The sequence below is a fragment of the Amycolatopsis sp. NPDC089917 genome (assembly GCF_040684635.1).
Classification (GTDB): domain Bacteria; phylum Actinomycetota; class Actinomycetes; order Mycobacteriales; family Pseudonocardiaceae; genus Amycolatopsis.
This window is the reverse complement of the sequence record NZ_JBFBGL010000012.1, coordinates 99,979-117,989: the sequence shown is the minus strand read 5'-3', so window position 1 is coordinate 117,989 and position 18,011 is coordinate 99,979. Positions and strand designations below refer to the sequence as shown.

15 protein-coding genes are annotated in these 18,011 nt (G+C 68.7%); 7 read left to right on the top strand and 8 right to left on the bottom strand.

The genetic code is table 11. The annotated features are described in order from the left end of the window. Positions 1–43: 43 nt before the first annotated feature. Together AB0N89_RS11920 and AB0N89_RS11915 are read right to left on the bottom strand one after the other, a co-directional pair. On the bottom strand, positions 44–1,597 hold the full coding sequence (locus tag AB0N89_RS11920) for an acetolactate synthase large subunit (protein WP_364203508.1): 1,554 nt from the start codon (positions 1,595–1,597) through the stop codon (positions 44–46). A gap of 12 nt (positions 1,598–1,609) precedes the next feature. Further along, the gene (locus AB0N89_RS11915) at positions 1,610–2,992 is read right to left on the bottom strand and encodes an FAD-binding oxidoreductase (RefSeq protein ID WP_364203505.1); all 1,383 of its coding nucleotides are present in this window, start codon (positions 2,990–2,992) and stop codon (positions 1,610–1,612) included. A 189-nt stretch (positions 2,993–3,181) separates the two neighbouring features. On the opposite strand from AB0N89_RS11915, the gene AB0N89_RS11910 reads away from it, so the two are divergent. Further along, positions 3,182–3,970 carry a Calx-beta domain-containing protein gene (locus AB0N89_RS11910; protein ID WP_364203502.1) on the top strand — a complete coding sequence of 263 codons (789 nt, stop codon included), beginning with the start codon at positions 3,182–3,184 and terminating at the stop codon, positions 3,968–3,970. Here AB0N89_RS11910 and AB0N89_RS11905 read toward each other — a convergent pair. After that, positions 3,954–6,917 (bottom strand): BTAD domain-containing putative transcriptional regulator, encoded by a 2,964-nt coding sequence (locus AB0N89_RS11905; RefSeq protein ID WP_364203500.1) that lies wholly within the window; start codon positions 6,915–6,917, stop codon positions 3,954–3,956. The genes AB0N89_RS11910 and AB0N89_RS11905 overlap by 17 nt on opposite strands. A 174-nt stretch (positions 6,918–7,091) precedes the next feature. On the opposite strand from AB0N89_RS11905, the gene AB0N89_RS11900 reads away from it, so the two are divergent. Beyond that, positions 7,092–8,078 carry a hypothetical protein gene (locus AB0N89_RS11900; RefSeq protein WP_364203497.1) on the top strand — a complete coding sequence of 329 codons (987 nt, stop codon included), beginning with the start codon at positions 7,092–7,094 and terminating at the stop codon, positions 8,076–8,078. Positions 8,079–8,141: 63 nt separating this feature from the next. On the opposite strand, the gene AB0N89_RS11895 is transcribed toward AB0N89_RS11900, so the two are convergent. Together AB0N89_RS11895 and AB0N89_RS11890 are read right to left on the bottom strand one after the other, a co-directional pair. Beyond that, positions 8,142–8,639 (bottom strand): DUF3830 family protein, encoded by a 498-nt coding sequence (locus AB0N89_RS11895; protein WP_364203494.1) that lies wholly within the window; start codon positions 8,637–8,639, stop codon positions 8,142–8,144. After that, a complete protein-coding gene (locus AB0N89_RS11890; protein ID WP_364203490.1) occupies positions 8,639–9,889 on the bottom strand; it encodes an aminotransferase class III-fold pyridoxal phosphate-dependent enzyme in 1,251 nt (416 codons plus the stop codon). Before AB0N89_RS11890 ends, AB0N89_RS11895 begins: the two co-directional genes overlap by 1 nt. Before the next feature lie 88 nt (positions 9,890–9,977). Between AB0N89_RS11890 and AB0N89_RS11885 the strand changes: the two genes are divergently transcribed. From AB0N89_RS11885 to AB0N89_RS11875, 3 genes are all read left to right on the top strand, one after another. Next, on the top strand, positions 9,978–11,441 hold the full coding sequence (locus AB0N89_RS11885) for an NAD-dependent succinate-semialdehyde dehydrogenase (RefSeq protein ID WP_364203487.1): 1,464 nt from the start codon (positions 9,978–9,980) through the stop codon (positions 11,439–11,441). Continuing rightward, on the top strand, positions 11,438–12,544 hold the full coding sequence (locus AB0N89_RS11880) for a tartrate dehydrogenase (protein WP_364203484.1): 1,107 nt from the start codon (positions 11,438–11,440) through the stop codon (positions 12,542–12,544). The genes AB0N89_RS11885 and AB0N89_RS11880 overlap by 4 nt, the downstream gene beginning before the upstream one ends. 227 nt (positions 12,545–12,771) lie before the next feature. Continuing rightward, positions 12,772–13,248 carry a DUF4262 domain-containing protein gene (locus AB0N89_RS11875; RefSeq protein ID WP_364203482.1) on the top strand — a complete coding sequence of 159 codons (477 nt, stop codon included), beginning with the start codon at positions 12,772–12,774 and terminating at the stop codon, positions 13,246–13,248. 4 nt (positions 13,249–13,252) lie between these two features. Here the strand turns inward: AB0N89_RS11875 and AB0N89_RS11870 are convergent, their stop codons facing one another. Genes AB0N89_RS11870 through AB0N89_RS11860 form a run of 3 tightly spaced genes read right to left on the bottom strand, consistent with a single transcriptional unit; the run spans position 13,253 to position 15,504 of the window. Then, positions 13,253–13,945: a GntR family transcriptional regulator gene (locus AB0N89_RS11870; RefSeq protein ID WP_364203479.1), complete on the bottom strand. Its 693-nt coding sequence runs from the start codon at positions 13,943–13,945 to the stop codon at positions 13,253–13,255. Between the two features lie 3 nt (positions 13,946–13,948). After that, on the bottom strand, positions 13,949–14,719 hold the full coding sequence (locus AB0N89_RS11865; RefSeq protein WP_364203476.1) for a maleate cis-trans isomerase: 771 nt from the start codon (positions 14,717–14,719) through the stop codon (positions 13,949–13,951). Positions 14,720–14,763: 44 nt separating this feature from the next. Then, positions 14,764–15,504, bottom strand: a complete 741-nt coding sequence (locus tag AB0N89_RS11860) for an Asp/Glu/hydantoin racemase (protein ID WP_364203474.1) — start codon at positions 15,502–15,504, stop codon at positions 14,764–14,766. A 99-nt stretch (positions 15,505–15,603) separates the two neighbouring features. Here AB0N89_RS11860 and AB0N89_RS11855 point away from each other — a divergent pair, with 99 nt between their 5' ends. Both AB0N89_RS11855 and AB0N89_RS11850 read left to right on the top strand, forming a co-directional pair. Further along, on the top strand, positions 15,604–16,593 hold the full coding sequence (locus AB0N89_RS11855) for a D-2-hydroxyacid dehydrogenase (protein WP_364203472.1): 990 nt from the start codon (positions 15,604–15,606) through the stop codon (positions 16,591–16,593). 7 nt (positions 16,594–16,600) lie between these two features. Then, a complete protein-coding gene (locus AB0N89_RS11850; protein ID WP_364203470.1) occupies positions 16,601–17,977 on the top strand; it encodes an amidase in 1,377 nt (458 codons plus the stop codon). Positions 17,978–18,011 lie beyond the last annotated feature (34 nt).

Here is an 18,011-nt window from a genome sequence, read left to right as displayed (position 1 = left end):
CTACGTGCGACGAAGAGGCTTCGCCGCACGTAGGGTGCACCGCTCAGAACAGCGTCGGAACGATCGCGTCGATCAGGTGCGGTCCCGGCTCGGTGAGCGCGCGCTGGAACTGTTCGGCCAGCTCCTCCGCGGTCGTCGCCCGGGTCGCCGGGACGCCCATGCCTTCGGCGATCTTGACGAAGTCCATGTCCGGCCGGGAAAGGTCGAGCAGTTCGTTCGCCTTGGGGCCGCTGGCGTCCGCGCCGACGCGCTGCAGCTCCAGCCGCAGGATGGCGTACGCGCGGTTGTTCAGCAGGACCGTGGTGACGTCGAGGTTCTCCCGAGCCTGCGTCCAGAGCGCGGAAATCGTGTACAGCGCGCTGCCGTCGGACTGCAGGTTGATCACCGGCCGGTCCGGTGCGGCGACGGCCGCCCCGGTCGCGACGGGCATGCCGTAACCGATCGCGCCGCCGGTCAGGGTCAGCACGTCGTGCCGCGGCGCACCCGCGGTCGCGGCGGGCAGCAGCAGACCGGACGTGTTCGCCTCGTCGGCGATGATCGCGCGCTCCGGAAGCAGCGCGCCGATCACCTCGACCCAGTTCTGCGGTGTCAGCGGCCCGGACGGCAGCGCGGGGCGCGAGGCCTCTTGCAACACGGGTTCCGTCTCGGCGGCGACCAGGTCCGCGACGTCGTTCAGCGCGCGCGGGACGTCCTGCTCGACATCGGCCAGCACATGGACCTGCGCGCCTTCGGGAACGAGATCGCTCGCCTTGCCGGGGTAGGCGAAGAACGACACGGGAGCCTTCGTCCCGGCGACGATCACGTGCTTGATCCCGTCGAGCTGGTACGCGACCTGCTCGGCGAGGTAGCCCAGCCGCTCGATCGTCGGCAGGCCTTCGCCGCGCTCGAGCCGGGCGGGGAAGGTCTCGACGAACGCCTTCACCCCGGTCGCGGCGGCGATCCGGCTGGTCGCGCGCAGGCCGGCCTCACGGCAGCCGCTGCCGCCGACGAGCAGGGCGACCGGTTCGCCACCGGCCAGCACCTCGGCGATGTTCTTCACCTTCGTCGCGTCGACGACCTGCGGGATCCGCGGCGGGATGGGCGCACAGGCTTCGCCGCCCTCGCCCCACGACGCGTCGGCGGGGAGGATCAGCGTCGCGATCTGCCCGGGGGCGTCCTGGGAGGCCGCTACCGCGGCGGCGGCGTCGGCGCCGACGTCCTTCGTGTGCTCGGAGCGGCGGACCCAGCCCTGGAGCGAACCGGCGACGGCTTCGATGTCCGATTCCAGCGGGGCGTCGTACTGCTTGTGGTAGGTCGCGTGATCGCCGATCACGTTGACGATCGGGGTGTGCGCGCGGCGCGCGTTGTGCAGGTTCGCCAGCCCGTTCCCGAGACCCGGGCCGAGGTGCAGCAGGGTGGCCGCCGGTTTGTCGGCGATCCGCGCGTACCCGTCCGCGGCGCCGGTCACGACGCCTTCGAACAGGCCGAGCACACCGCGCATCTCGGGCACGGTGTCGAGCGCGGCCACGAAGTGCATCTCCGAGGTGCCGGGATTCGAGAAACACACATCGACGCCACTGTCGACGAGCGTGCGGATCAGGGACTGGGCGCCGTTCATGTCACTCACTTTTCAAGCCCTCTCAGCGAAAAGAACGCCGGGGTTGAGGATCCCGGCCGGGTCGAAGGTCTCCTTGATCCGGCGCATCAGCGCGATCTTCGCCGGGTCCTCCAGTTCGAGGAAATAGCCGGACTTGGCCTTCCCGAGGCCGTGCTCGCCGGAGATCGCGCCGCCGAGTTCCATGCCGAGCGCGAAGATGTCGGTCAGCAGCTGCTTCCGGTTCGCCGGGTCCTTGCAGAAGATGGCGAGGTGGACGTTGCCGTCGCCGGCGTGTCCGCAGCCGAGTGCGCCTGCCTCTCGCGAGAGTGCCATCTCCCGGCTCCGGCGCAGGAACTCCGGCATCGCGGACCTCGGGACCACCACGTCGATGACGTCGTCAGCGCCCGCGGCCTTGGCCGTCCAGAACGCCTTCTCGCGGGCCTCGATGAGCTTGCGAGCCGAACCGCCTTCGAGCACGTACACGTCCATCGCGCCGAGCTCGCCCAGCATGCCGCCGAGTTCCTCGATGTCGGCGTGCAGCCGGTCGTTGTCCCGGTTTTCCAGCGCCACCACCAGATACGCCTGCGCGGTGTCGCGGATGGCGTCCGGGACGCCGAGGCTGAGCTTCTCGTTGTAGCTGATCGCGGCGAGCGTCAGGTTGTCGATGTACTCGAGGATGTGCGGCGAGAGCCCGCTGGAGACGATCTTCGGGACGACGGTCATCACCTCGTCGAAGGTCTCGAACGGGGCGAACACCGTGGCGCCGTGCGGCAGGCGCGGGTACAGCTTCACGATGACCTCGGTCGCGATCGCGAGGGTGCCCTCCGACCCGATGATCAGCTGGGTCAGGTCGTATCCGGTCGACACCTTCGAGGTCTTTCCGCCGGTCCGGATGATCTCGCCGGTCGGCAGCACCGCCTGCAGGCCCACGACGTTGTGCCGCGTGACGCCGTACTTGACCGCGCGCATCCCGCCCGCGTTCGTTCCGACGTTGCCGCCGACGCTCGCGCTCAACTCGCCGGGGTGGACGGTGTAGCCGAGCCCCGCCGCCGTGGTCTTTTCGTCCAATTCGGACAGTGTGACGCCCGGCTGGACGACGGCGACGTGGTTTTCGGTGTCGATCTCCAGCACCGCGTTCATGCGCTCGAAAGAGATCACCAGGCCGTCTTCGCGGGGTTGCGCACCGCCCGAAAGCCCGGTTCCCGACCCTCTCGCGGTCACCGGCACGCCGTGTTCGCTCGCCGCTTTGAGCAGCTCGGCGACCTCCTCCGCGCTTCCGGGTTTCGCCACGTAGGCGGGCTGCTGTGGGCTGATGGTCAAAGCCTCGTCGTGTGCGTAGTCCTCGGGGATCGCTTCGCCTGAAAGCAGATTCGTTTCCCCGACGATCTCGGCGAACCGTGCCGCAACATCGCCCATCGACTGCCCTTCCTCACGCTTCTTTGCCTGGTTACCGAAGCGTAGTACGTCACGGGCGACGATGGCCATGAATCATTTTCATGTTTGCTTCGAGCGGTCACAACCTCACGACAACCTCACTCGGTTACCCATGTCGCAGCGGGCCGCGGCGGCCCGCCGGAAGGGGTGGGACGCTCGATGGGATCAAGGATGAGACGGATCGCGACGCTGGGGGCGGCGCTCGCGGTCACGTTCGGGCTCGCGGTACCGGTGGCCGAAGGCGGGGAAGCGGGCTGCACGGCGCCCGTGGTGAACGTCAGCGGCGTCAGCCAGGCCGAGGGCACGAGCGCCGGGTACACCACTCTTGTCTTCACCGTTTCCCTCGACGACGGCGGCTGCGCGCCGCAGGGTTCGGTCGAGTACCGGACGATCGAGGGCAACGGGTCGCCGGTCGATCCGGCGTTCATCGCGAAGGAAGGGATCGACTACCTGCCGAGCGCGGGCACGCTGACCTGGTCGGGCGGGACGGCCCCGCAGACCGTGGCGGTCAAGGTCCGCGCCGACTCCCTCGTGGAGAACGACGAGATGTTCTCCCTGCGCTTGTACGGCGAGAAGGGCCTGCGGATCGGGCACGGCATCGGTGTCGCCTGGGTGGCGGATGACGACGCGACGAAGACCGCCCCGCTCGCGACTACACAGGACGGCGAGATCTGCTGGTCGCTTCCGCCCAACTTCGCGCAGGGTGTGAGCTGCAAGGTGCCCGTCGTGCTCTCCCGGCCGTGGCCGGGACCGCTCACGATCCGCTACCGCACCGAAGGCTCCGCCCACGTGCCGGTGAAGGACGGCGTCGTCACCTTCCAGCGTGGTGAGACCAGGGCGTATGCCGAGTTCACCCCCGTGCCGGGGCAAGCGGGGAAGGCGCGAGTCGAGTTCTTCGAGCCTTCACAGGGCAAGCTCGTTTACGCGACGTCGACCGTGGTGATCAGCCCCGTCCGGTGACGAGATCGGCGTCGGCCGTCGCGTTCGCCCGCCGGTAGAGCTCGATCGCTCGAGCCCAGTGGGCGGCCGCGGCGGCCGTGTCGCCGCATCGTGTTTCGAGATCACCCAGGTCGCGGTGCAGGTGAGCCTCCTCGTACGGGTCCGGGACGCTTTCCCGGACCGCGAGGCCGTGCTCCAGGTTCTCCCGCGCCGCGGCCAGGTCGCCGAGTCCGAGGTGGGCGCGGCCGAGCCGGTCGAGTGCGGCCGCCTCGCTGTGCCGGTTCCCGACGTCGCGGCTGATCAGTAGCGCCTGGTCGAAGTCGTCCCGCGCGGCTCCGAAGTCGCGGCGGGCGAGATGGACCTGGCCGGCGTGCAGCAGTGACTCCCACTCCTGCCACCGGTCGCCGATCGCGCGGGACGCGGCCAGCGCCTTGCCGAGATGGTCCAGCGCGACGTCGTGATCACCGAGTTCCTCGTAGGCCTCGCCGAGAGTGTCCAGAGTGGCGGCTTCCAGCCGGGCGTTGCCGAGTTCGCGGAACGTCTCCAGCGCGGCCGTCAGCGGGCTGAGGCCGTCCATCGGCTGACCACGGCGGATATAGGCGTGACCTAGGTTTCGCTGGGACAGCGCGCGCCCGAGCCGGTTGCCTGCCGACGTGCACCGCTCCACCGCGAGCCGGTACGCGGTGATCGCCTCGTCGAATCGGCGCAACGCCGCGTAGGCGTTCGCGGTGTTGTTGTAGATGTGCCCTTCGCCTTCGAGATCACCCGCCGCGCGGGCGGCCTTCAGCGCGCGGGCGTTGGTTTCGAGCGCGTCCGTCAGCCTGCGGGTCATGAAGTAGGCCGCTCCCAGCGCACGCAGCATCTCCGCCTCGGCCAAGGGATCGTCGAGCTCGGCGGCCGCCGCGGCCCCTTCGCGGCAGAGCCCGATCCGCTCGTTCCAGCCGCCCGTGGTGTCGTAGAAACTGGTCAGCAGGTAGGTGAGCTGCCAGGCGGCGGTGTTGCGGCCGTGCTCGCGCGCGAATCGGACCACCGGCAGCAGGTTCGCGCGTTCGGCGCCCAGGAACGCCAGCGCCGCTCGCCGTTCCGCCGGGAACGGACGTTCGGGCGGAGGGTGACGCAGCGCCGGGGTGACCAGATCGCGGTTCGGGTCGATGATCCGGTTCGCCTCGGCGGCGACGTGCAGGTACCAGTCGATCAGCCGGTCCGCCGCCTCGGCCCGGCTCGACGTCGTTTCGTCGGCGCGGGCGCACGCCACGGCGAACTCACGGATCAGATCGTGAAGGCGATGGCGATCCCGCCCCGCCGGGGTGATCAGGTGCGCGGCGGACAACGCGGCGATCGCGGTCCGGCCCGCTTCGGCGGACACCCCGCACAACGCGCTGCCGAGCGCCGGGCTGAACGTCGTCCCCGGGATCAACCCGGACAGCCGGAAAAGCTGGGCCGGCGCGTGGTCCAACGGCAGGTAGGCGCTCGCGAGGACGGTTTTGACGGTCCGGGAATCGCCTTGCACCGCAAGGGTTTCGAGCCGGCCGGCGCCGGTCAGCTCACGCGTGAGCTCCGCGATCGGACGGCCGGGCTCACCGCTCAGGCGCGCGGCGGCGATCCGCAGCGCCAGCGGCATCCCGTCACACAGCCTCGCCAGCCGCGCGGCCTGCGCGGGTTCACGGGCGACCCGGTCCGCGCCCAGCACCCGGGTGAGCAGGGTCATCGATTCCGTGTCGGCCAGCGCGTCGAGAGCGAACACGCGGACGGCGTGCCTGCTGCCGAGCGCCGCCAGGGTCTGCCTGCTGGTCACGATCAGCAGCGCCTTCGCCGTCCCGGGGATCAGCGGGAGGATCTGGTCCACACCGCCCGCGTTGTCAGCGACGATCACGCACCGCTTCCCGTGCAGCAGCGAGCGGTAGAGCGCCGCGCGTTCGGCCGTCGCGTCGGGCAGCCGATCGTCGGGGAGACCGAGCCCGCGCGACAGATGCGCGAGCGCGTCACCCGGCGAGACCGCTTCGTGCGGGTCGTGCCCGGCGAGGTCGAGGAAGAGCTGACCGTCGGGGAAACGGTCCGCGATGCGATGGGCCCACTGGACGGCCAGCGCGGATTTGCCCATCCCCGCCGCGCCGGAGATCACCACGACCGGCGGTTCGGGTTCGTCGAGAAGTCCGTCGAGCGACGCGAGTTCCTGGTGCCGGCCGGTGAAATGCCCGACCCTGGCGGGGAGTTGCGCGGGCGCGGTGCCCCGCACCGGCGCGTCGAGTTCGGGTGCGCGGCGCAGGATCGCCGTATGCAATTCGACCAGTTCCGGTCCGGGGTCGACGCCGAACTCGTCGGCCAGTCCCCGGCGGACCGCCTGGAACGTCTCCAGCGCCTCGGCGTGTCTTCCGCAGCGGTGCAGGGCGAGCATGTGCAGTGAGGCGAGCCGTTCGCGATACGGCTGCTCGGCGCGAAGCCGCGGAAGTTCCCGGAGGACCTCCTCGTGGTCGCCGAGCCTGAGTTCGGCGTCCCACAGTTCTTCCCAGGCGGACAGCCGCAGTTCCTGAAGCCTTTCGACTTCGCGTAGCCCCCAGCCGTCGAGTTCGGCGTCCGCGAAGGCTTCGCCGCGCCAGAGCCGCAACGCCTCGCGCAACGCTGTCACCGCTTGGCCGGGATTGCTCCGCTTGGCGGCACGAAGTTCTTCCTCGAAACGGAGAGCGTCGACTGAGGACGGTGCGACCGTCAGGACGTACCCGGGTTTGCGCGTCAGCAGGACCGGCGGGAATCCGCAATCCTCCAGCGCCTGCCGGATCCTGGCGACGTGGCTGTGCAGGGTCTTCACCGCGGTCCGGGGTGGATCCTCACCCCAGAGCACATCGACCAGCCGGGGGATCGGGACGACGGAACCCGCGTGCAGGGCGAGAACGCCCAGCACGGCTCGCTGGCGGGCGCCGTGCAGCTCGGCCCGCCCGGTGGGGCCGATCGCTTCGACCGGGCCCAGCACGCGTAATTCCCCTGGCCCGGGCACTCTGCTCCCTCCGGGATGTGTCCTCGGTGAGCGTATCCGGGCGAAGACTCACCGAAATCGGCCAATTAGGGCACACGATCTCCACAACCCCGCCACAACCCGGCTGAACGACGGTCGTGGAGTCGAATGTTTCGCCCCAAGGAGGGGAACATGATCAGCAGGAATCCGCGGCGCCGCCGGACACTGCTCGCCTCGGCCGTCTTGGCCGTCGCGACGCTGTTCGCGGGTGTCGCACCGGCGGTGCAGGCCGCACCGGAGGCTCGTAGCGACGTCTTCATCCGTGACAACGGATCCGATTACGGTTACGAGGCCTCGTCCGGTTCGCTCTACTCCAGCCCCGACATCCGGGTGTGTTTCTCGGCGACGGTGCTGTGCGCCACCGACGACCCGATCGTCCAGGGGACCACCGCCTACATCCATGTCACGCTCAATCGCCCCGGCCCGTACGGGGACGGATACGAGAAGGGGAACCTGCAGGTCTGGTACACCAAACAGGGCACCGTGGCCCAGTGGCCGAACCAGTGGAACTACATCGGCTCGAAGCTCGACGTGGACGTGCCCTACGGCACCAAGACGGTCGTGATCCCGTGGAAGGTCCCGATCGGCTCGCACTTCTGCCTGCTGGCCCGGTGGCTCTCGCCCACCGACCTGCCGACGGAGGGTGTCAGTACGTCCCTCAACACGCGGAACAACAACAACATCGCCTGGCACAACGTGAACGCGGTCCCGTTCAAGATCAAGGTCCCGGTGATCCGGCCGATCGTGTTCGGCTGGCACGGTCCTGAACCCACGACGGTCGGCGACATCGTCTTCACCCAGCCGGGCAAGCCGTTCACCGGCCCGGGGCGGATCACCATCGACCTCGGCCCCGACCTCGCCGCACGCTGGCGGGCAGGTGGCGCGAAGGGTGAGGGGATCGAACGGGTCGGCGAGACCGAACTGGCCATCGTGAATCCGCAGCGGGCTCGGATCAGCGGTCTGGCGTTCAAGGCGGGCGAACAGATCGACGCCAAGCTGAGCTTCACGGCCGGAGCCGAAGCGGCCGGTGGGCAGTACACCGTCCACGTGACCCAGGTCGACCAGCGCGGCGAAGAGGTCGGTGGCGTCGAATACCGGCTGGCGGGCGAAAAGCAGTAAGCCAGGGAGGGGTGCCGGCCCGTGGGCGGCGAGGGTGGGGAACCCTCGTCGCCCACGGGCTTTTCACGCGCGTGCGAACGAAAGCGTCTCGCCCTCGACACCTCGCAGCCAGAGGTCCTGCGCGGCTTCCGCCATCTCGGCCAGTCCCTCCTCGATCGTCGCGAACACGTTGCCGGGCACCCAGCCCGCGTCGCCGTTGATCAGCAGGTTGTTGCGGCCGTAGAAGATCGCGAGATCCGTCGCGCCCTGATCGCTGTGCGCCTCACTGCTCTCGTCGTAGCCGTATGCCGGATTGCCGATCTCCCAGGCCTCGAACCCGAAGTACACGACGTCACCCGGGATCGGCGTCACAGTGGGGTTCTCACGGCCCGGCTTCGGCTCGGCGAAGGGCGGCACGAGGGTGTAGACCTCGTTCCGCGCGTACTTCGCGTGATAGGCCGAACCGCTTTGCGGCAACGCGTCCCAGACCGCTCGGCAGGTTCGCGGTGCTTCGGCGTCGAGCAGCCGTGCCCGGCAGGAGACCCCGCGCTTGTCGAGCGTGATCGTGATGTAGCGGGCCATCACTCGACCCTCGCCACGACGTCACCCCAGATCCGCAGCGCCTCGTCGACCTGCGCGGAGTCGACGATCAGCGGCGGCACCATCCGGACGACGTTCATGTACGCCCCGCACGTCAGCAGCAGCAACCCGTTGGAGGACGCGGCTTTCTGCGCCGCCTGGGCCTTCGCGGTGTCCGGCTCGCCGTCCGGCGTGGTGAACTCGGAACCGACCAGCAGCCCCAGCCCGCGGACGTCGCCGATCGAGGGGGATTTGTCCGCGATCACCCGGACACCTTCCAGGAGCTGGCGTCCGCGTTCGGCGGCGTTCTCGACGAGGCCCTCCTGCTGGATCACCTCGAGCGTGGCGATCGCCGCCGCGCAGGCCACCGCGTTACCGCCGTAGGTCCCGCCCTGGGATCCGGGGAGTGCCTTCGCCATCAGCTCCTCCGACGCGGCGATGCCCGAGATCGGGAACCCGCTCGCGAGTCCCTTCGCGATGAGCACGATGTCCGGGCGCACTCCGAAGTGCTCGTGCCCCCAGAACCTGCCCGTCCGGCCGAAGCCGGTCTGGATCTCGTCCATCACCAGCAGGATGCCGTGCTTGTCGGCACGCTCCCGCAACCCGGCCAGGAACGCGGGGTTCGCCGGGACGTACCCGCCCTCCCCGAGCACCGGCTCGATGAAGAACGCGGCGGTCTCGTTCGGCGCGCAGACCGTCGCGAACAGGTAGTCGAGCTCGCGCAGGGCGAACTTCGTCGCGGTCTCCTCGTCCCAGCCGTAGTGGAAGGCGTAGGGGAAGGGCGCGACGTGCACACCGGACATGAGCGGCGAGATCCCGGCGCTGAACCGGGTGCCCGACGTCGTCATCGTCGCCGCCGCGACGGTCCGGCCGTGGAACCCGCCCTGGAAGACGATGACGTTGGGCCGCTTGGTCGCCTGCCGCGACAGCCGGAGCGCCGCCTCGACCGCCTCGCTGCCGGAGTTCGAGTAGAAGAGGGAGTTCAGGCCTTCCGGCAGGACACCGCCCAGCTTCTCGGTCAGCTCCAGCATCGGCTTGTGCATGACCGTCGTGTACTGCCCGTGGATGAGCTTGCCGACCTGTTCCCGCGCGGCGCTCACCACGTGCGGGTGACAGTGGCCGGTGCTGGTCACGCCGATACCGGCGGTGAAATCCAGGTGACGTTTGCCATCGGTGTCGTAGAGGTACACCCCTTCACCGTGGTCGACCACGACCGGCGTTGCCTGCTTGAGCAGCGGTGATAGCTGGGCCATGGGCTGCGCTCCTAGGTCGGCTGAGCTGTTGTCGATTGTTGACAATATCCATAGCATGGCGTTCGGGACAACATGGAGGAGCGTTGGGATGAGCTCGATCAGTGAGGCCGGCGTAGTCGCAGCGGTCGACAAGGAACTGTTCATCGGCGGCAAGTGGGTGCCCGCCGCGGGTGGGAAGACCTTCCCCGTTCTCGACCCCTCGACAGGCGAAGCCCTGTGCGAGGTGGCCGACGCGTCACCGGCGGACGGTGTCGGCGCACTCGACGCCGCCGTCGCCGCACAGGCCGACTGGGCGAACGTCGCCCCGCGCGAACGCGGCGAGATCCTGCGCCGCGCCTACGAACTGCTCATCAAGCGCGCCGACGAACTCGCGCTGCTGATGACCCTCGAAATGGGAAAGCCGCTCGCGGAGTCGAAGGGTGAGATCACCTACGCGGCCGAGTTCTTCCGCTGGTTCGCGGAGGAAGCCGTCCGGATCGACGGTGGCTACGCCGTCGCGCCCAACGGGACGGGCCGGTTCCTGGTCACGAAGCAGCCCGTCGGGCCGTGCCTGCTGATCACGCCGTGGAACTTCCCCATGGCGATGGGCACCCGCAAGATCGGACCCGCGGTCGCGGCCGGTTGCACGATGATCATCAAGCCCGCTGCCCAGACCCCCCTTTCGATGTTGGCCCTCGCGGCGATCCTCGCCGAAGCGGGATTGCCGGAAGGTGTGCTGAACGTGCTCACGACGTCGGATTCCGGCGGCGTGATGGAACCGTTGATCCGGGACGGCCGTGCCCGGAAGCTGTCCTTCACCGGCTCGACCGGCGTCGGGCGGAAACTGCTCGAACAGTGCGCGGACAAGGTGCTCCGCACCTCCATGGAACTCGGTGGCAACGCTCCCTTCCTCGTCTTCGAGGACGCCGACCTCGACGCGGCGATCGAAGGCGCGATGACCGCGAAGATGCGCAACATCGGTGAGGCCTGCACGGCCGCGAACCGCTTCTATGTCCAGCGAGGCATCGTCGACGAGTTCTCCCGGCGCCTCACCGAGCGCATGGAGGCCTTGCCGATGGGCCGAGGCACCGAGGAAGGTGTCGTCGTCGGCCCCCTCATCGACGAAGCCGCCGTCGAGAAGGTCAGCGGCCTGGTCGCGGACGCCGCCGGGCGAGGAGCGCGCGTCCTCACCGGCGGATCCACAGTGGATGGTCCGGGCAACTTCTATCAGGCCACGGTGCTCACCGACGTGCCCAAGGACGCCAGGCTCGCTTCGGAGGAGATCTTCGGGCCGGTCGCCCCGATCACCCCGTTCGACAGCGAGGACGAAGCCATCGCGGCGGCGAACGACACCGAATTCGGTCTCGTGTCCTATGTGTACACCTCCGATCTCAAGCGGGCGTTGCGGGTTTCGGAACGGCTGGAAGCCGGCATGATCGGCCTCAACCAAGGACTGGTGTCGAACCCGGCGGCACCGTTCGGCGGGATCAAGCAGTCCGGGCTCGGCCGTGAAGGCGGCACCGTCGGCATCGACGAGTTCCTCGAGACCAAGTACATCGCGGTGGCTCTGTGAATTCTCAAGCAGGGACTTCTCAAACCGGGACCTCTCAAGCAGGCGCGTCCTCCTATCGGATCGCCGGCATTCCCGGCGACGGGATCGGTGTCGATGTGACGGTCGAGGCCCGCAAGGTCCTCGACCGCGCGGCGGAGTCGCACGGTTTCTCCTTGTCCTGGCAGGAGTTCGACTGGAGCTGTGAGCGGTACACCAAGACCGGCTCGATGATGCCGGAGGACGGTATCGAGCAGCTTTCCCGGTTCGACGGGATCTTCCTCGGCGCCGTCGGCTTTCCCGGTGTACCGGACCACGTTTCGTTGTGGGGTCTCCTCATTCCAGTGCGGCGTGCGTTCACGCAATACGTCAACCTCCGGCCGGTCCGGTTGCTGCCGGGCACGACTTCGGCGCTGGCTGGCCGCGGTGCCGAAGAGCTGGAGATGGTGATCGTCCGCGAGAACTCCGAGGGCGAGTACTCGGAGATCGGCGGCAGGCACAACCGTGGTCAGGTGAACGAGGTCGTCTTACAGGAATCCGTGTTCACGCGGGTCGGGGTTGAGCGGATCATCCGCTACGCCTTCGAGCTGGCGAAGACGCGGACGGGCAGGGTCTGCTCGGCGACCAAGTCCAACGGGCTCATTCACTCGATGCCGTTCTGGGACGAGATCTTCGCGGAAATCTCGTCGGAATATCCGGACGTGCACGCCGAACAGTGTCATGTCGACGCGCTCGCCGCGCGAATGGTCCAGGCGCCGGACCGGCTCGACGTCGTGGTCGCTTCCAATCTTTTCGGCGACATCCTGAGCGATCTGGCGGCGGCCGTGACGGGCGGGCTCGGAATGGCGCCTTCGGGCAATATCAATCCGTCCGGCGAGTTCCCTTCCATGTTCGAGGCCGTGCACGGCAGCGCACCCGATATCGCCGGACAGGGCATCGCGAATCCGGTGGCGCAGATCCTGGCGGGTGCGATGATGCTCGACCATCTCGGTGAAACCGTTGCGGCACAAGATGTTCACGCGGCGGTGGAGAAGGTTCTCGAGGAGGGGGCCGTGCGGACCCCTGACCTCGGCGGGAAGTCCACCACCGCCGAACTCGGGTCCGCGGTGGTCGCCGCTCTATCTTGACCCATCCGCACGGTGGCTTGTCAAGTCCCGGGATGTCGCGAGTTTTCCGGATCATGGGAACGGCCCGGAAAACTCACGACATCCTTTGTGGCGACAACGGTCCTTTCATCGCGAATCGCGCGTTGAAAGGACCGTTCATCACATCCGCGTCATCCCGGGCCGTGAGTTTTTGTCGGTGCTCCGGTGCACAGTGTCGATCATCGGATTCGACGACTGGAGGAGTGCCGATGTGCTGGCATTGCGACAACCCCGGGAAGACCCGCGACGACTACCTCAAGGAGGAGGTCCGTCCGCTGATCCGGGCGTACGGCTGGATGGTGCAGACGGTCGAGGGCGGTACCGGCCAAACCGGCCTCGGGTACACGGTCGGCCTCACCGACGCCGGGCTGCCGGAACTCGTCGTCACCGGCTTGAGAGAGCGAAGATCCGGTCAGCTGCTGAACTATTTCGCCCAGCAGGTGGTCCAGTCGGGGCCTCCGGAGCCGGGCGAGGTGCTGCCCGCCGCGGTGGGATGGCCCGCGTTCGAAGTCGTACCGCTCAGCCTGCCGTCGGCGCATCTGCTCACCGCCGTCCTGATGTACGGCGAAGAATTCCGTGCCCTGCAACTGGTCTACGAGGACGAGCACGGTACTTGGCCGTGGGACAGGGAGTTCCGCGGCGGAACGGGCGGGCAACCGGTGCTGGGGGCGCGGTGCCGTGGCTGAGTCCCTAAGGCACCGCGGGAGCTTCGCCCTCCCGCAGGCTGGTCCCCGGGGCCAGCCGCTGGACGGCGTCCTCCATGTGGGCCTCCAGCAACGACAGCGCGGTTTCTTCGTCGCCCGCCCGCAGGGCCTCGATGATCCTGGTGTGCTCGGTGACCCGCTCTTCGACCTGCTGGTAGGTCCCCTGCAACGCGGTGAGGCACATCCGGGTCTCGATGAGCAGGGTCCGGGCCATCCGCACGAGCCGTTTGCTGCCGGAGGCGGCGATCAGCGCCTCGTGGAAACGGAGGTCCGCCCAGGAGAGCGCGGTCGGATCGTCGTCGTCCGCGGCGGCGGCCATGGCGACCACGGCCTGTTCGAGTTCGGTGGCGACCCGTTCCCGGTCGCCGCGCAGAGCCCGCAGCATCGCGGCGCGCTCGATGGCGGAGCGCGCCGAGTAGATGTCGTAGACGTCGCCGGGTTCGAGGTCGATCACGAACAGCCCGCGATGGCGCTCGCTGCGCAGGAGCCCTTCGGAGACGAGATGCTGCATCGCCTCCCGCAGCGGTCCCCGCGAAACCTGGAACCGGGAGGCCAGGTCCGTCTCACCGAGCTGGGTGCCGGGGGGCAGGGCGCCGGTCATGATCGCGTCCCGCAACTGGCGCGCGATGATCCCGGCGGTCGACTCCCGGCTGACCGGCTCGATTTCCGGCAAGGACATGGGTCAGTTGCCCCTCTGCCCGAACAGCGCGCCCAGGGTGCGGACGAGCGGGGCCTTCCCGGTGAGCCGCAGGCCCTCCCAGACGGTGACCTGATTGGCGGTCAGCACCGGCTTGCGGAGCCGGGTCTCGAGCGTGTTGATCTCGCCGAGGGTCCGCATGGCGGTGTCGGGGACGAGCAGCGCGTCGGCGGCCGGGTGGTCGCCGCTCGCCGCGAGTTCGACGACGGCCTCCGGGCTGAGTCCGCCGACCTCGGCGGCGGTGTCGATGTCCGCGCTGCCCATCGAGACCACTTCGATCCCGCCGGCGCCGAGGAACTCGACGAACAGCCGGGCGACGTCGTCCGGGTAGCTGGCGGCGACCGCGACCCGCCGGACGCGGAGGGCGTGAGCGGCGTGGACGAAGGCGAAGGAGGTGCTCGACGCCGGGACGCCGGCGACGGCGGCCAGCCGGTCGGCCTGATCGCGGGCGCCTTCCCAGCCGTAGACGAAGCTGCCGCTGGTGCACGCCCAGACCACCGCATCCGGTTCGTGCTTGGCCAGCAGCGCGGCGCCGTCGGCGAGACGGCTTTCGCTGCCGAGGTCCAGTAGTTCGGGCACGGCGTGCAGATCGGTCCCGTAGATGTGCTCGACAGGCAGCTTGATCCCGGCCATGTCGCCGCCGAGGAGCTGCTCCGCGAGCGGGTAGTCGTCTTCGGCCGCGTGATCGGGGTAGATGAACCCGATCGTGGTCGTCTCGGACGGCGGCTCGGGTGGGCTGAACGGCGTGATGGGCACGGGACCTCCGGAGGACAGATTGTCGACAATCGTAGGCGAAGAGGTCAGTCGACCTCCCGGAGCCACTTGCCGGGCCCGACGATCGGCAGGTTCATCCGCCGCAGGCAGGCCCACATCGTGAGCTGGTTCGCGGTGAGGACGGGCTTGCCGACCGCGCTTTCGAGCGGCTCGATCAGATCGTAGGTGGGGAGGTTGGTGCAACTGACGAAGATGGCTTCGGCGTCGGCGTGGTCGGCGGCGAGGATGCGTTCGGCGATGGTCCGGTAACTGACTTTCCAGATGCCGCCGCCCAGGCCGAGGTGATCACTCGACACGGTGCGAACGCCGAGTTCGCCCAGGAAGTCGTGCAGCTTCCCGGTCAGGTCGCCGTCGTAGGGGGTCAGCACCGAGACCCGGTGGAGGTCGAGCTGGTGCAGGACCTCGGCCAGGGCGCCGGAGGTGGTGACGGCGTCCGGCGCGCCCGCGTCGCAGATCGCCTTGGTCAGCGAACGTTCGTAGTCCACACCGTTGACGAAACTGCCGGAGGTGCAGAGATAGGCGACGACTTCGGGCTCCACGTGGAGCACATCTCTCGTGGCGGCGGCGAGATGCCTGCTGTCGCTGACGAGCTGGGCCATCTCCATGCTGACGGGCACAGGCTCGTACGGCGTCCGCGCCAGATGGAGGGAGACCTCCATGGGCACCCAACGCCACAGTTCGCGTTCCAGGGCAAGGTCGAAGGGAGCGATCACGCCGATACCGCGCTGCGCCAACGGGCCTTCGAACTCCAGTAAGTCGAAATCCAAGTCTCAGCCTCCGGAAAGCTTCTGCTGTCACAGGTCCGGTGCTCCGGGGTCGTTCCTCGGATTGTTGACAATCATACGAGCCACTTTTACGGTGTCAATGTGATCGCCTCGGAGACCCCTGTGCTGGCGGTGCTCTGCGGAGACGCACGCCCACCGGACATGCGCGCTATCGAAGCCGAAGCGATGGTTCGTTACACCGACGCGGCGGGCTTGGCCGACGCGTTATCCGGAGCCGACGCGTTCTTCGTCTACGACTTCCTGTCGACCGCCGTTCCTGGTGCCTGGCACGCGGCCGACAGGCTGCGCTGGCTGCACATCGCCAGCGCGGGGGTCGACCCTGTGCTCTTCCCGGGGCTGCAGGAGAGCGACGTCGTGCTCACCAACTCGCGTGGCGTGTTCGACGGGGCGATAGCCGAGTACGTCCTCGGGGTCGTCCTGACGTTCGCCAAGGATTTCGTGCGTTCGTGGGACCTGCAGCGGCAGGGGCGATGGAAGCACCGCGAGAGTGAGCGGATCTCCGGCCGCCGGGTCCTCGTGGTCGGCACCGGGCCGATCGGCCGGTCGATCGCGCGGATGCTGCGGGCGGCCGGGATGGCGGTGGCGGGTGTCGGCCGCCGTGCCCGTGAAGGCGATCCCGACTTCGGCGACGTCTATTCCTCTTCGGGCCTGACGCGTCATCTTCCCGAGGCTGACTACGTCGTCGCGGTCGCGCCGCTGACCGAGCAGACGAAGGGCATGTTCGACGCCGAGGCCTTCGCCGCGATGAAGCCCGGCTCGCGGTTCGTCAACGTCGGCCGCGGTGAACTGGTCGTCACTTCGGATCTGGTCGGCGCCCTGCGGGACGGGCCGCTCGGAGGTGCCGCGCTCGACGTCTTCGACACCGAGCCGCTGCCCTCCGAAAGTCCTTTGTGGACCATGGAGAACGTGCTGATCTCGCCGCATATGTCGGGCGACTTCGTCGGCTGGCGTAATACTCTGGTAGAGGTGTTCTCGGACAACTTCCGTCGCTGGCGCGCGGGGGAGCCACTGCGCAACGTCGTGGACAAGCAGCTCGGGTACGTGCCGTCGGAGACGCTTCGCCAAGGTTAGGGGCCGGATGAACGACACCAAGTTGACCGCGAGCGAGCTGGTCGCCGCGTATGCCACCGGAGAGCTGTCGCCGGTCGAGGCCACCCAGAACGCGTTGCGGGTCATCGAAGAACGCGACGGCGAGACCAACGCTTATTGCCTCGTCGACGCCGACGGCGCGCTCGAACAGGCGAAGGCGTCGGAGGCCCGCTGGCGGGACGGCAATCCGATCGGCTGGCTCGACGGCGTCCCGGCCTCGATCAAGGACATGTTCCTGACACAGGGCTGGCCGACGCTGCGCGGTTCGCGGTGCATCGACCCGGACCAGCCGTGGGACGTCGACAGCCCGGTCACCGCGCGACTGCGTGAGAACGGCTTGGTGCTGCTGGGAAAGACCACGACGCCGGAACTCGCGTGGAAGGGCGTCACCGACAACACGCTGACCGGGATCACCCGCAACCCGCACGACCTGTCGACGACGGCGGGCGGGTCCAGCGGGGGAAGCGCCGCGGCTGTCGCGGCGGGAATGGGCGAACTCTCCGTCGGCACCGACGGTGGCGGCTCGATCCGGATTCCGGCTTCTTTCTGTGGAATCGTCGGTCTCAAACCGACACACGGCCGGATCCCGCTGTTCCCGGCGAGCCCGTTCGGACCGCTCTCGCACGCCGGCCCGATGGCGCGTTCGGTGGACGACACGGCGCTGCTCCTCGACGTTCTCGCGATGCCCGACTACCGCGACCCGGCCGCACTCGCCCCGCCCGTCTCGACCTTCCGTGAAGCCGTCCGCCGGGACGTGCGCGGGTTGAACGCCGCCTTCTCGCCGACCCTCGGCTATGTCGACGTCGATCCGGAGATCGCGGCGATCGTCAAGTCCGCGGTGCAGGCGCTGGGCGACGCGGGCCTGCACATCGAAGAGACCGATCCCGGTTTCGCCGACCCCAAGCCCGCCTTCGACATCCTGTGGTCGACGGGCGCGGCCAAGTGGCTGGACACCTTCCCCGCCGGTTCGGAGACCAAGGTCGATCCCGGGCTGCGGAAGGTGTGGGAGTTCGGCAAGACCTTCTCGGCGAGCGACTACCTCAGTGCCAACGCCGAGCGGGCCGCGCTGGGCATCCTGATGGGCGAGTTCCACACGCGTCACGACGTGCTGATCACGCCGACCCTCCCGATCGCCGCCTTCGAAGCCGGGCACGAGGTGCCGCCGGGCAGCGGGCTGAGCGGCTGGCCGGACTGGACGCCGTTCACCTACCCGTTCAACATGACCCAGCAGCCCGCCATCAGCGTCCCGGCGGGCCGCACCTCCGGCGGGCTCCCGGTCGGTCTCCAGATCGTCGGCCCGCGGCATTCCGACGACCTGGTGCTCGCGGTCGCGAAGCTCCTCGAAGAGGTCCGTCCCTGGCCGTGACCAGCGGAAAGGGAGCAAGGGACCTTTGCTATCG

What these genes read in the sequence shown, in the direction of transcription:
- AB0N89_RS11920 (WP_364203508.1), bottom strand. Translation starts at nt 1,597, where the DNA reads ATGAACGGCGCCCAGTCCCTGATCCGCACGCTCGTCGACAGTGGCGTC.
- AB0N89_RS11915 (WP_364203505.1), bottom strand. Translation starts at nt 2,992, where the DNA reads ATGGGCGATGTTGCGGCACGGTTCGCCGAGATCGTCGGGGAAACGAAT.
- AB0N89_RS11910 (WP_364203502.1), top strand. Translation starts at nt 3,182, where the DNA reads ATGAGACGGATCGCGACGCTGGGGGCGGCGCTCGCGGTCACGTTCGGG.
- AB0N89_RS11900 (WP_364203497.1), top strand. Translation starts at nt 7,092, where the DNA reads ATGATCAGCAGGAATCCGCGGCGCCGCCGGACACTGCTCGCCTCGGCC.
- AB0N89_RS11895 (WP_364203494.1), bottom strand. Translation starts at nt 8,639, where the DNA reads ATGGCCCGCTACATCACGATCACGCTCGACAAGCGCGGGGTCTCCTGC.
- AB0N89_RS11890 (WP_364203490.1), bottom strand. Translation starts at nt 9,889, where the DNA reads ATGGCCCAGCTATCACCGCTGCTCAAGCAGGCAACGCCGGTCGTGGTC.
- AB0N89_RS11885 (WP_364203487.1), top strand. Translation starts at nt 9,978, where the DNA reads ATGAGCTCGATCAGTGAGGCCGGCGTAGTCGCAGCGGTCGACAAGGAA.
- AB0N89_RS11875 (WP_364203482.1), top strand. Translation starts at nt 12,772, where the DNA reads ATGTGCTGGCATTGCGACAACCCCGGGAAGACCCGCGACGACTACCTC.
- AB0N89_RS11870 (WP_364203479.1), bottom strand. Translation starts at nt 13,945, where the DNA reads ATGTCCTTGCCGGAAATCGAGCCGGTCAGCCGGGAGTCGACCGCCGGG.
- AB0N89_RS11850 (WP_364203470.1), top strand. Translation starts at nt 16,601, where the DNA reads ATGAACGACACCAAGTTGACCGCGAGCGAGCTGGTCGCCGCGTATGCC.